Origin of the sequence: Mycobacterium sp. EPa45 (assembly GCF_001021385.1) — a bacterium.
GTDB lineage: Bacteria > Actinomycetota > Actinomycetes > Mycobacteriales > Mycobacteriaceae > Mycobacterium.
Genome location: NZ_CP011773.1, coordinates 5,997,866 through 6,010,275, shown reverse-complemented (window position 1 = coordinate 6,010,275; position 12,410 = coordinate 5,997,866). Strand labels below are relative to the sequence as shown.

Annotated in this window: 12 protein-coding genes; 8 read left to right on the top strand and 4 right to left on the bottom strand. The window is 67.7% G+C overall.

The window, feature by feature from the left end; all coding sequences use genetic code 11:
• Positions 1–72 precede the first annotated feature (72 nt).
• Both AB431_RS28530 and AB431_RS28525 read left to right on the top strand, forming a co-directional pair.
• Positions 73–543, top strand: a complete 471-nt coding sequence (locus AB431_RS28530; RefSeq protein ID WP_047332780.1) for a DUF732 domain-containing protein — start codon at positions 73–75, stop codon at positions 541–543.
• A 93-nt stretch (positions 544–636) separates the two neighbouring features.
• Positions 637–921, top strand: coding sequence for a hypothetical protein (locus AB431_RS28525; RefSeq protein WP_047332779.1), 285 nt, complete (start codon positions 637–639; stop codon positions 919–921).
• A gap of 20 nt (positions 922–941) precedes the next feature.
• Here the strand turns inward: AB431_RS28525 and AB431_RS28520 are convergent, their stop codons facing one another.
• On the bottom strand, positions 942–1,544 hold the full coding sequence (locus tag AB431_RS28520) for a TetR/AcrR family transcriptional regulator (protein WP_047332778.1): 603 nt from the start codon (positions 1,542–1,544) through the stop codon (positions 942–944).
• 25 nt (positions 1,545–1,569) lie between these two features.
• Between AB431_RS28520 and AB431_RS28515 the strand changes: the two genes are divergently transcribed.
• From AB431_RS28515 to AB431_RS28505, 3 genes are all read left to right on the top strand, one after another.
• Entirely contained in the window at positions 1,570–2,331 is a 762-nt protein-coding gene (locus tag AB431_RS28515) for an SDR family NAD(P)-dependent oxidoreductase (protein WP_047332777.1), read from the top strand.
• Positions 2,332–2,571: 240 nt separating this feature from the next.
• Entirely contained in the window at positions 2,572–3,819 is a 1,248-nt protein-coding gene (locus tag AB431_RS28510; protein WP_047332776.1) for an acyltransferase, read from the top strand.
• 111 nt (positions 3,820–3,930) lie between these two features.
• The gene (locus AB431_RS28505) at positions 3,931–4,611 is read left to right on the top strand and encodes a GDSL lipase (RefSeq protein ID WP_369803099.1); all 681 of its coding nucleotides are present in this window, start codon (positions 3,931–3,933) and stop codon (positions 4,609–4,611) included.
• Position 4,612: 1 nt separating this feature from the next.
• Here the strand turns inward: AB431_RS28505 and AB431_RS28500 are convergent, their stop codons facing one another.
• The gene (locus AB431_RS28500) at positions 4,613–4,873 is read right to left on the bottom strand and encodes a hypothetical protein (RefSeq protein WP_047332775.1); all 261 of its coding nucleotides are present in this window, start codon (positions 4,871–4,873) and stop codon (positions 4,613–4,615) included.
• 131 nt (positions 4,874–5,004) lie between these two features.
• Between AB431_RS28500 and AB431_RS28495 the strand changes: the two genes are divergently transcribed.
• The gene (locus AB431_RS28495; RefSeq protein ID WP_052960493.1) at positions 5,005–6,618 is read left to right on the top strand and encodes a S8 family serine peptidase; all 1,614 of its coding nucleotides are present in this window, start codon (positions 5,005–5,007) and stop codon (positions 6,616–6,618) included.
• Complete coding sequence (locus tag AB431_RS28490; RefSeq protein ID WP_047332773.1) at positions 6,615–7,361, top strand: hypothetical protein; 747 nt, start codon at positions 6,615–6,617, stop codon at positions 7,359–7,361. Before AB431_RS28495 ends, AB431_RS28490 begins: the two co-directional genes overlap by 4 nt.
• 19 nt (positions 7,362–7,380) lie before the next feature.
• Here the strand turns inward: AB431_RS28490 and AB431_RS28485 are convergent, their stop codons facing one another.
• Both AB431_RS28485 and AB431_RS31085 read right to left on the bottom strand, forming a co-directional pair.
• Positions 7,381–8,274 (bottom strand): aminoglycoside phosphotransferase family protein, encoded by an 894-nt coding sequence (locus AB431_RS28485; RefSeq protein ID WP_047332772.1) that lies wholly within the window; start codon positions 8,272–8,274, stop codon positions 7,381–7,383.
• A complete protein-coding gene (locus AB431_RS31085) occupies positions 8,271–8,414 on the bottom strand; it encodes a hypothetical protein (RefSeq protein ID WP_200902677.1) in 144 nt (47 codons plus the stop codon). Before AB431_RS31085 ends, AB431_RS28485 begins: the two co-directional genes overlap by 4 nt.
• Before the next feature lie 52 nt (positions 8,415–8,466).
• Between AB431_RS31085 and hrpA the strand changes: the two genes are divergently transcribed.
• Entirely contained in the window at positions 8,467–12,387 is a 3,921-nt protein-coding gene (gene hrpA / locus AB431_RS28480) for an ATP-dependent RNA helicase HrpA (protein WP_047333892.1), read from the top strand.
• Positions 12,388–12,410 lie beyond the last annotated feature (23 nt).

Sequence of the window (12,410 nt, the reverse complement as noted above, 5' to 3'; positions counted from 1 at the left end):
GAGCAGCCCATTGTTACTCAAGTGACATCAGTGGCTCTCGCTCTTGAGCCCGTCGAGCGAGAGTAGGACCACATGACCGGGTGCACATTCGGCAGTGAATCGACCAGGGGCGCTTCCTTCGCGCTGCGATCGCTGGCCGTGCTGACGGGAACGTTTCTCGCCGCCTCCGTGTGGCCGGCGCCCGCCCACGCGGATACGGCCGGCGTCAGTAGCCTGCTGAACTCGACCGGTATCAGTCAGCTGATCGTGCAAATTGGCCAACAGATCTGCCCGATGCTGGTCCAGCCGGGTAGCAGCCTGGTTTCCAATGCCACGACGGCCAGCGGACACGGCGGCCTTGCCTCCCAGGTGACCGGGTTCGTGGCCGAGCAAGCCATCCGATCCCAATGTCCGGCGGTGATGGCCGAACTCGGCAACGGGAACTTCGGGCCGCTGATGCAGATGCTCAGCACCGCCAACCAGGCGTCGGGCGCACTCAATACGCTCAACGGTGCGAGCGCCCCGTCGCTGACGTTGCCGGCCGCCGGTGTGCTCAGTCCGTAGGGCGTCGTCACTGATAACCGCTAACGAATCTGGCTGCGCCGTCGATATCGTGCTTAAGTAGTTGGACCCGCGGATTTCCCGAGGCGGAATCAGGTGACTGTGAAGCGACTTTCCATCGGCGTGTGTGCAGTGGCGCTCGCGTCGGGTTCGCTGGTGCTCGCCGCACCCGCGTCCGCCGACTGCCCGTACGGCACGGTCCCGAGCCGTTTCCCCGGGGTGTGCACGTCCGGCCAGTCGGGCGGCCAGGTGCCGCAGGCGGTCGGTCCGGACAACGTCACGACGAACATCCAGCCCAACCAGATCCCCACGATGAACGGCATCCCCTGCAACCTGTGGCACTCGGTCACGTGCTGGGCGATGGCGCAGAACGGCGGCTAGGCCCTCGGGATCTCCGGCCCTCACGCCGCTCGCAGCGCGCCGATACCCTCGTCGAGGGCGGCTTCCAGATAGCTCAGGTCGCCGGTCGCGAGCATGATGCCGACCCCGCCCTGGATTCCGGCCAGCAATGCTGCTGCGGCGCGCTCGGCATTGACCGAGTCGGCCACCTTGCCCTGCTCCTGCATCGACCGGATGCCGGCCGCGATCGCACCGCTCCACTGGACGATGAGCTCGGCGGTGACAGCCCCGGCCCCCGGGGTGGTGCGCCCGATCTCGGACATCAGTACCGCGATCGGGCAGTTCTGGCCCTGTCGGCGGTAGCGGTCGACCACCGAATCCCGCCACCGCTGCCAGGCGGCCCAGGACGTCAGTGCACCGAGGTGAGGCTGCTGGTCGTCGAGCACCATCTGGGACTCGAGCGCGGCGACGGCCAGCAGCAGCTGTTCCTTACCGCCGGGGAAGTAGTGGAAGAGCTGGCTCTTGGAGGTGCGGGTGCGCGCCATGACGTCTTCGAGTGTGGTCAGCGCTACGCCGCGGGCGCGGATCTCGGCGGCAGCTCCCTCGATGATCCGCTGGCGGGTGGCCCGGCCCTTTGCCGTCAAATTTTGGACTTGCAGGTCCATTTTTGGAGGCGAAGCATATGGACTCATGAGTCCAAAAGATACCCGGTTGGCCGGGCGCAGAGCACTTGTCACCGGTTCCACAGGCGGCCTCGGGGTGGCCATCGCAACGGCCCTGGCCGCTGACGGCGCGTTCGTGGTGGTGAGCGGACGGGACAAGACCCGCGGCGATGCCGTCGTCGCCGCGATCCGTTCGGCAGGCGGGAACGGCGCATTTGTCGCCGCCGATCTGGGTGCCGGAGGTGCTGCTGCCCGCCGTCTTGCCGATGAGGCCACCGAGGCGGCCGGCGGCATCGACATTCTGGTGAACAACGCGGCCACCTTGCTGATGCCCAGCCCGACCGCCGACGTCGGTGAGCAGGAGCTCCGAGATGTGTTCGGCGTCAACGTGTTCGCTCCGTTCCTGCTGACCGGCGTGCTGGCACCGCGCATGGTTGCCCAGGGTGGCGGTGCGATCGTCAACATCGGGTCGATCACCGGCCTGCGTGGATCCAGCGGGTCGGCGGTCTACAGCGCCAACAAAGCCGCCATTCATTCGTTCACCCAGTCCTGGGCCGACGAGTACGGCCCCGGCGGTGTGCGGGTCAACGCTGTGGCACCCGGCCCGATCGGGACCGAGCGGCAGGCGGAGTTCGCCGACCACATCGCGCCGACGTTGAGCCGCCTGCCGTCGCGGCGGGTGAGTACCCCCGAGGAGGTCGCGGCCGCGGTGGTTTTCCTCGCCGGCGACGACGCCGCCAACATCCACGGAACCGTGCTCAGCGTCGACGGTGGTTGGGCGGCAACCTGATCGATCAGTTGAACCGTGAGTTGCGTCGAGAAAGTCGTAGTCAAACGGGTGCCAACCCACGCGGTGTTGCCGGGATCACACGCCAGCAAACGTCGCGACAGGGGTGTGTCCAGCAATCCCACAGCATTGCGAGACCAGGCCGGCGACGGCCGCGCTGATACGCTGCCAGGTGGAATCGCGGGGGCGGCGGGGTCCGACCCGTCTGACGGAGTGGCGTCGAAACGTAAAGCTGAAGCCGGAATGGGTGTTGTGCGAACCGGAGAAATCAAGGCGCTGACCGGTCTTCGCTTCGTCGCCGCCCTGTGGGTGGTGCTCTTTCACTTCCGTCCGCTCATCTGGGAAGCGTCCCCACGACTCAAGGACGACCTCGCGCCGCTGCTCAACGCCGGGGCGCAGGGTGTCGACCTGTTCTTCATCCTCAGCGGATTCGTACTGACCTGGAACTATCTCGACCGAATGGGATCGCATTTCTCCGGCCGGGCCACCCTGCACTTCCTGTGGCTGCGACTGTCCCGGGTGTGGCCGGTCTATCTGGTGACGATGCATCTCGCGGCCGCGTGGATCATCTTCACGCTGCACTTCGGCGCCACCCCATCGCCCGCTGTCGAGAAGCTCACCGCGATCAGCTACGTGCGCCAGCTGTTCATGGTGCAACTGTGGTTCGAACCGTTCTTCGATGGCACCAGCTGGGACGGGCCGGCCTGGTCGATCAGTGCGGAGTGGCTGGCGTACCTGCTGTTCGGCGCGATCATCCTGGTGATCTTCCGGATGGCACGGGTCTCCCGGGCGCGCACACTGCTGCTCCTCGCTTTCGTGGCCGCGCTGCCGCCGACCCTGCTGCTGCTGGCCAGCGGACAGTTCTACACCCCGTGGAGCTGGCTGCCGCGCATCGTCGCCCAGTTCCTGGCGGGCGCGCTGGCGTGCGCGGCGGTGCGGCGGCTGCAGATCGGTCGACGGACGCAACACGGCGCCGGCATCGCCGCGGTGCTCCTGACCGCCGCGATGGTGGGGATCCTCTACTACTACGACGCACATCCGGTCGCCGGGATGATCGACCCCGGCGGACTGGTCGACGTGTTGTTCATGCCACTGGTGGTCACGCTGGCGATCGGCGTGGGCACGCTTCCCGCGCTGCTGTCCACCCGGCTCCTGGTCTACGGCGGCCAGATCTCGTTCAGCCTCTACATGGTTCACGAGATCGTGCACACCTCGTGGAACTGGGCGGTCCAGGAGTATCAGATCGAACTGCCGAAATCGGTGCAGAAAGTGGTGGTCGTCGGGCTTATCGTCGCTGCGGTCCTCGGCGCTGTGGCGCTTTATCACTGGGTGGAGGAACCGGCTCGGCGGTGGATGCGCCGGATGATCGATTTCCGCGACGTCAAACACGACAAGCACACCGGCCCGCCGGGGGCCGAGGGCACCCGCCTGGCATCCGTCGACCAGGCCCGTGACGCCCGTCCGCCGCAGACCTCGGCGCGGGCCGGGTAGTAACGACCCAGCATCCGTGTGCGACAACATCTTCGGGGCAGTAGGCTGCCTCCGTCGGGCGCAAAACTCAGTGGGGTGTCATTGATCCGCAGCGAAGGACTTCTGCGCGTCATCACGGCGGGCCTGTCGGCCGCCGCGGTGATCGCCGCTGTCGTCGGCTACTCGCATTCGGTCGCGGGCTACGAATTGGCAAATCGCGGTTCAGCTTTCAGTCGCGTCGCGGTGATCGGTGACTCCTATACGACCGGCACCGACGAGGGCGGCCAGGGACCGCAGTCGTGGACATCGCGCGCCTGGTTGTTGCTTGCCGGTCAGGGCGCCAGGATCGACGCCGACGTGGCCGCCGAGGGCGGTGCGGGCTACGGGATCCGAGGAAACCAGGGCAGCCTGTTCGAGGATCTCACCGTGCGAGCCGTGGACCGTGACGACGCCCTCGTGGTCTTCTTCGGGTCCCGCAACGACCAGCCCGTCGACATGGAGAAGTATCCGGTGCTGGTCGGGGAGACGTTCCAGATCGCCCGCCGGGTAGCGCCCAATGCGAAGGTTCTGGTCATCGGCCCGCCCTGGCCGACAGCGGATCCGCCGCCCGAGGTGCTGGCCCTGCGAGACAGCCTGCGCGGCCAAGCCAAGGCCGTCGGCGCGGTCTTCGTCGACCCCCTCGCCGAAGGCTGGTTCGTCGGGCGCCCCGAACTGATCGGGCCCGACGGCGTGCATCCCACGGATGCGGGCCACGCCTATATGGCCGACAAGATCGCGCCGCTGATCAGGAGTCAGCTGGCCATCCCGCTGTAGCTCAGGGTGCGATCCAGGGCTGGCTGTTGCCCAGATTGTTGGCGTCCACCTGGTAGCACTGCTGCGGCGTGTTGAAGCCGAACGCGCCGCCCGTCTCGCAGCGCTGGAAGAAGCCATTGGAATCGATCGGGCCGTCACAGCGCTCGCCGCCACCCCACGGCGTCCACAGTCCCTGGCATCCCGCGCTCGCTGTGGGCGCGCTGATGACACCGATACCAATGGCGGTGATCGCGCAGATCACCAATGAACCGAGTTTCTTCACCGTCCACCTCCTCGACGACAAACCTCAAGTGAAGTTCGGATACCCAGTTCATCGCGGCGGCGAACGAGATCGTTAACGCACGCGCCTGTCGCGGCAGGTGCGTGCAGCATCGGTGTGGGATCGTTTCCGTGATGCTGAGACGCTTGTGGCACCGGCGTCGCCAGGGGCGCCCGCTGACACCATTACTTGCGACGCTGGTGATGGTCATGGTGGTGTTCGCCGCCGACCGCCCGACCCCGCCGCTGCCCTACAACGTGATTGCCGGGCCGTTTGCCCGCCTGCTCGCTCAGTCCGTCGACCTCGGACCGGCCCGCACCCAAGACGTGCAGCTGACCGTCGAGCTGCGATCGCCCACCCGGCCGGCGGCGTTGACCGACTGGGCCGCCATGCACGACCTGAGGGTGCACTGGCGCGACGGCGACGCCTGGGCAGTCGTCGAGGGCGCACCCCGCGCGGTGGCCCGTGCCCTCGACGTCGCTGTGCACGACTACCGCCGCAACAACGGGGTCCTGTTCTACGCGTCGCCTCAACAGCCCGTCGTCCCGCCCCAGCTGAGCGGCGAAGTGACCGAGCTGGGCCGGATCCTCGGCTACACACCATTTCATGAGGGCCTGCCGCCGACCCCGCCGCTGGATGTCCCCAATGCCGGGCTCGCGCCAACCGAGTTGCTCACCGCCTATAACGCCATCCCGCTGACCACCGCCGGCTACACGGGTAAGGGCCAGACCGTCGTCGTCTTCACCTTCGACGGTGTCGACCAGCGTGACCTGGACAGGTTCTCCGAGTGGTTCTCCCTGCCGCCGCTCAGCGTGGAGGTGATGGGCGAGATGCCGCCGGAGCGGCGCGGCGAGGCGACCATGGACGTCCAGTTCGCCCACGTGATAGCGCCCTCGGCGAAGATTGTTCTGGTCAACGCTCGGTCCACCGCCGAAGGCGACGCGCCGTACGTGAAGCTCGGAAAGCTGATGGAGGACGTCGACCACAGGTATCCGGGCGCGGTGTGGAGCTTCTCGATCGGCTGGGGCTGCGATCGGTTGCTCGCTCGTGCGGATCTGGCGCCGGTGCGGTCGGCGCTGGCCCGCGCGCAGCGCCACGGGACGACGGCCTTCGTCGCCAGTGGGGATCTGGCAGGCCTGGAATGTAAAGGCGGCAAGACCTGGTCCGATCCGCCGAGCCCCGACGACTACGGCGTGGACGTCATGGCGTCCCTGCCGGAGGTGACCGGAGTCGGAGGCACCACGCTGTCGACCGACTCGCAGGGCCAATGGTTGGCCGAACAGGGTTGGTACGACGTCCCATTGACCCAGGGCAGCGGCGGCGGCGCATCCGTCTTGTTCGCGCGGCCGTCTTGGCAGGACATCGGAATGCGGACCGGCCCGCACGACAAGCGACTGGTCCCTGACATTGCGGCGGTGGCCGATCCGTTCACCGGGGTGAAGTTCGTATTCAACGGGCAGATACTCGTCGGCGGGGGCACCTCGCAGGCCGCGCCGATCTGGGCCGGAATGGCCGCGGTGATGAATCAATTTCTCACCGCGCGCGGGCTGGGGCAGCTCGGCGATTTCAACCCGCTGCTGTACGAAATCGCCGGCGGCGCCCAGTTCCCCGCCTTCCGGGACATCTTTCTCGGTGCCAACGCGGTGACTCCGGTGATGGCCGGCTACGACATGATCACCGGCCTGGGCACGCCTAACGTCGACAACCTGGTCAAGGCTCTCCTCGTCCTGAAGTCGTTGCGCCGATGAACGACACGACGACATTCTCCGACGATGCCGAGTCGTTCAGCGGTTACGCGGTACCAGCAGGCGACTACCGGGCCCGCCGGGAACGCAGCCCGGCCTACTTCGTGACGATCGGCCTCTGGGTGGTCGTCTTGGTGGCGGCGATGATGGCGCTGAGCGTCCTCGCGACCCGCATCACGCCGACCACGACCACCTACCACTGCCCACCCGACTGCGGTCGTCCACCGACGGGGTTGCCGGTGGCGGTCAACCCCCGCTTCTTCGCTCCGGACGGATCGTTCTCGGTGTCGTATCCGGCGCCGGGGACCGCCTACGACGTCACCACCGAACCCAACGGGGTGCGGGCCGAACTGAACATCGGCGACGGCGGGACCTTGCGGTTGTTCAGTGAGCCGGCGAGGGGTCGTGACGCGCGCCAGGTCGCCGCCGACTTGAAGGGTCAGATGTTCTCCGACGCGGTGACGTCCTACGAGCTGCCGAACGCAATCCTGGGATACCAACCCGGGTATGGCGAGGTCGCTGACGATTGGCCGAAGGGAACCACGACTGACGCGCAGCACCTGCGCATCCTCCTGATCGTCGCGGTCAAGAACGACCTCGCTCTGGTGGCCGGTGCGGTGGGGCCGTTCCACCAGTTCGGGCCCGACGACGGGCCGGGACCGCCGTCACCGGCGAACCTCGACATCGCCAAGGACATGGGCAAGTACGTCAACAGCTTCATGTGGCGCGGCGACCCGCCTCGATAGTTGTTGTGGCCCTTGGCTTTCAGTCCTGCACGGCTTTGGCGACCGCGATGCAGGTGGTCAGCCAGCCCGGCTCGGCCCGGTCGCCGTCGTAGATTGCCCACATCGCGTTGAGCACCATTCGCACGATGACCCAGGCTCGCGCTCGGTCCTCGTCGAACCCGGCGGCGTCGACCAGGGTGTAGAACCTCCGTCGCACGCCGTCCCGGACGTCACCGGCGAGCTCGTCGAAGCGGTTCCACAGCATGGGTGCGATCTCGTAGGCCGGGTCGCCGTTGACCGGCTTGGGATCGATGATCAGCCACGGCCGGCGACGGCCGGAAAGCACGTTCGCGTAGTGCAGATCACCGTGGATGACCCGTGCGGTGGTCAGCGGATCGGTGGTCAGGTCGGCGCACAGGCTCAGTACCTGCTCGACCAGCCGGTGCGGTATCGGCGCGCCGCGCGGCAGATCGGCGAGTTCGGCGGTCCACCGGTCGAGGTAGAACGTCAGCGTCCGCAGCTGGGGCATGGCCGGGACATGGATATGCCGATACAAGCCTGCGACGATCTGGCAGGCCTCGACATCGTCGACGTGGGTCAGGTCTTCGGTGCCGAGCCGCTCGAGCAGCAGGGCGCGCCGGTGCGGGTCCGCACTGAGCAGCTTGACGGCGCCGTCGCCGCCCCAGCGCCGCAGCGCCAGGTGCTCGTGTTCGGATTCGCCGTCAGGAAAGCTGATTTTGAGCACGGCGCTCGCCCCGTCGGCCGCGCGGACCGGCAGCACCAGCGAGCAGTAACCGTGGGTGGGGGGACCGTCGGGCCGAAGCTGCCACTGCGCGACGGCGTCACGGGTGAACCGCGGCAACGCGTCGATCCATGCCGCCCACTGCGGTCCGCGCGCGGCCATCGCCCGCACCCCCGCGGGCACGTCGCTCACGTCTCGGGTTCGTCGGGATGCTCAATGGGTGGCTCGCTGGGCGGGGCTGGCCTATTGAGCCAGTCCTTGAGCCGAAACAGCTGACTGGCCACGATTCCGAGGCCTACCAGCAGCAGACCTACGACGATCCAAATGGTCATCGCTGTCGAGCCTACGCACTCCGAGACGCTCGCAGCGGCGCTCGCCGCTATTGTGGCGCCAGTGTCCGAGGTCTCCGTCGAGCAGGTGCGTCAGCTGCGCGCCCGCCTCGACGGGTTGACGTTCCGCGACGCGGCCCGGCTCGGCCGGCGGCTGAAGTCCCTGCGCGGTGAGGTGCCTGCCGAAACGTTGCAGAAGATCTCGGACCAAATCACCGCGGGCGAGGCTCTGATCGCCACCCGGGAAGCCGCGGTGCCGGCGATCACCTACCCTGACCTGCCGGTCAGCGACCGCCGCGACGAGATCGCCAAGGCCATCACCGAAAACCAGGTGGTTGTGGTCGCCGGTGAGACCGGTTCGGGCAAGACCACCCAGCTGCCCAAGATCTGCCTGGAGCTCGGTCGCGGAATCCGCGGAACCATCGGCCACACCCAACCACGCCGGTTGGCGGCGCGCACGGTGGCCCAGCGCATCGCCGACGAAGTGGGCACTGCGCTGGGTGACACGATCGGCTACACGGTCCGCTTCACCGACCAAGCCAGCGACCGCACCCTGGTGAAGCTGATGACCGACGGCATCCTGCTCGCCGAGATCCAGCGGGACCGGCGGCTACTGCGGTATGACACGCTGATCCTGGACGAGGCACACGAGCGCAGCCTCAACGTCGATTTCCTACTCGGCTATCTGCGTGAACTGTTGCCGCGCAGGCCGGATCTCAAGGTGATTGTCACGTCGGCGACGATCGAGCCGGAACGGTTCGCGCGGCATTTCAACGGCGCGCCGATCGTCGAGGTATCGGGGCGCACCTACCCGGTGGAGATCCGCTATCGACCGCTGGAAGTGCCTGTGGTGAGCGATGATTCAGACGACCCCGACGATCCCGACCACGAGATCGTGCGCACCGAGATTCGCGATCAGACCGAGGCCATCGTCGACGCCGTCCGCGAGTTGGAGGCCGAGCCGCCCGGCGACGTGCTGGTGTTCCTGTCCGGAGAGCGCGAAATCCGGGACACCGCCGAAGCGCTGCGTGACCTGAGGAACACCGAGGTGCTCCCGCTGTATGCCCGGTTGCCGACCGCCGAGCAGCAGCGGGTGTTCCAGCCGTCGCGCACCGGACGCCGGATCGTGTTGGCCACCAACGTCGCCGAGACATCACTGACGGTGCCGGGCATCCGGTACGTCGTCGACCCCGGCACTGCACGGATTTCCCGCTACAGCAGGCGGACCAAGGTGCAGCGTCTGCCGATCGAACCGATCTCGCAGGCCTCGGCAGCGCAGCGGGCCGGGCGGTCGGGTCGTACCGCACCGGGGGTGTGCATCCGGCTGTACTCGGAGGAAGACTTCGCGGCCCGTCCGCGCTACACCGACCCGGAGATTCTGCGCACCAACCTGGCCGCGGTGATCCTGCAGATGGCGGCGCTGCAACTCGGCGACATCGCAAGCTTTCCGTTTCTCGACCCGCCGGAACAGCGCAGCATCCGCGACGGCGTTCAGCTTCTGCAGGAACTCGGCGCCTTCGACTCCGCCGGCGCCATCACCGATATCGGCCGGCGGCTGGCGCAGTTGCCCGTCGATCCGCGGTTGGCGCGGATGATCGTGCAGGCCGACACCGAAGGCTGCGTTCGTGAAGTCCTGGTGCTAGCCGCGGCACTATCGATTCCCGACCCGCGTGAGCGGCCGTCCGACCGCGAAGAGGCGGCCCGACAGAAACATGCCCGATTCGCCGACGAGCATTCCGATTTCGTGTCCTACCTGAATCTGTGGCGATATCTGCGTGAGGAGCGGAAAGCCCGCTCCGGCAACGCTTTCCGGCGTATGTGTCGCGAGGAGTTTCTGCACTACCTCCGCATTCGGGAGTGGCAGGACCTCACCGGGCAACTACGCAGTATTGCCCGTGACATCGGTATTCGGGAATCCGATGACCCGGAGCCCGCCGATCCGGCGCGGATACACGCAGCGCTGGTCGCCGGTCTGCTTTCGCATATCGGCCTGCGGGAAGGGGACTCGCGGGAGTACACCGGTGCGCGCAACTCACGCTTCGTACTCGCGCCGGGATCGGTGCTGACCAAACGGCCGCCGCGCTGGCTCGTGGTGGCCGACCTGGTGGAGACCAGCCGGCTGTACGGACGCATCGCAGCCCGCGTCGAACCCGAGATGGTCGAGCGGGTCGCCGGCGATCTGGTGCAGCGCACCTACAGCGAACCGCACTGGGACGCCAAGCGCGGTGCCGTCATGGCCTTCGAACGGGTGACGCTCTACGGACTCCCGCTCGTCCCACGCCGGCGGGTGGGCTACGGCACGGTCGACCCGGCGGTGTCCCGCGAGCTGTTCATCCGGCACGCGCTGGTGCAGGGGGAGTGGCAGACACGCCACCACTTCTTCGCCGACAACGCACGGCTGCGGACCGAGCTGGCGGAGCTGGAGGAGCGTGCCCGGCGGCGCGACCTGCTCGTCGGCGAGGACGACATCTATGCCTGGTACGACAGCAGGATTCCGCCACAGGTGGTTTCCGCGCGCCATTTCGACGGCTGGTGGAAGAAGCAGCGGCACCGCACTCCCGGCCTGCTGACCTTCACCCGTGACGACCTGCTGCGGGTCGACGACGACGCCGCCGAGCGGCCGGACAATTGGCAGGCCGGGGATCTGTCGCTGCCACTGACGTACCGGTACGACCCCGGCGCCGCCGACGACGGAGTCACCGTACACATCCCGGTCGAGGTGCTGGCCCGGCTGGGTGGCGACGAATTCGGCTGGCAGGTACCGGCGTTGCGCGAGGAGCTGGTGACCGCGCTGATCAAGTCCCTGCCGAAAGACCTGCGCCGCAACTTCGTTCCGGCCCCCGACACCGCGCGTGCTGTTCTCGCCGACATCCAAGCGGGTCGCGAACCTCTCCTGGAAGCCTTGCAGCGCGAATTACATCGTCGCACCGGTGTTCTGGTGCCGATCACCGCCTTCGATCTGGACAAGCTGCCCGCTCACCTGCGGGTCACCTTCGCCGTCGAGGGACCGGATGGAACCGAGGTGGCCCGCGGCAAGGATCTCGATGTACTGCAGCGTCAGCTCGCCGGATCCGCCCGCAAGGCGGTGGCCGACGCGGTGGCCGGTGACGTGGAGCGAAAGGGGTTGCGCGCCTGGCCCGACGATCTCGACCGGTTACCGGCCAGCGTCGAGCGCACGGTCGGCGGCCACATCGTCCGCGGGTATCCGGCATTGGTGGATGCCGGCACCACGGTGGATGTGCGGGTCTTCGCCACCGGGGCAGAGCGTGACGCCGCGATGCGTGCGGGCACGAGGCGGCTGCTGCGTTTGGCGGTGCCCTCGCCGGTGAAGGCGGTGGAGAAGGGCCTGGACCCGCGAACCCGACTGATGTTGGGGACCAACCCCGACGGGTCGTTGGCCGCGTTGCTGGAAGATTGCGCCGACGCGGCTGTCGATGTGCTTGCCGACCAACCGGTTTGGACGAAGTCGGACTTCGCCGTGCTGCGCGACCGGGTGGCCGCGGCACTGCCGTCGGCGACTCGGGAAATCGTGACCCGGGTACAGAGGGCGCTGACCGCCTTGCAGGAGGTGCAGTTGGCGCTGCCGGACACGCCGTCGGCGGCGCAGGCCGACGCGGTCGCCGACATCCGTGCGCAGCTCGCCGGCCTGGTCTCGACTCCCTTCGTCACCGCGACCGGGGCGGGGCGCCTCACCGACCTGACCCGCTACCTGACGGCGATCGGACGTCGCCTGGACCGGCTGCCGCAGGCCCCTCAGGCCGATCGTGAGCGCATGCACCGCGTACACGCCGTCCAGGAGGCGTATTCCGAGTTGCGTCAGGCACTCTCGCCTGCCCGCGCCGCGGCCTCCGACGTTCGGGACATCGGCTGGCAGATCGAGGAATTGCGAGTCAGCCTGTGGGCCCAACAGCTCGGCACCCCGCGGCCGGTCAGTGAGCAACGCATCTACCGGGCGATCGACGCGATCCTGGCCTGACAACGAAAGAGGGGCACCCGGAT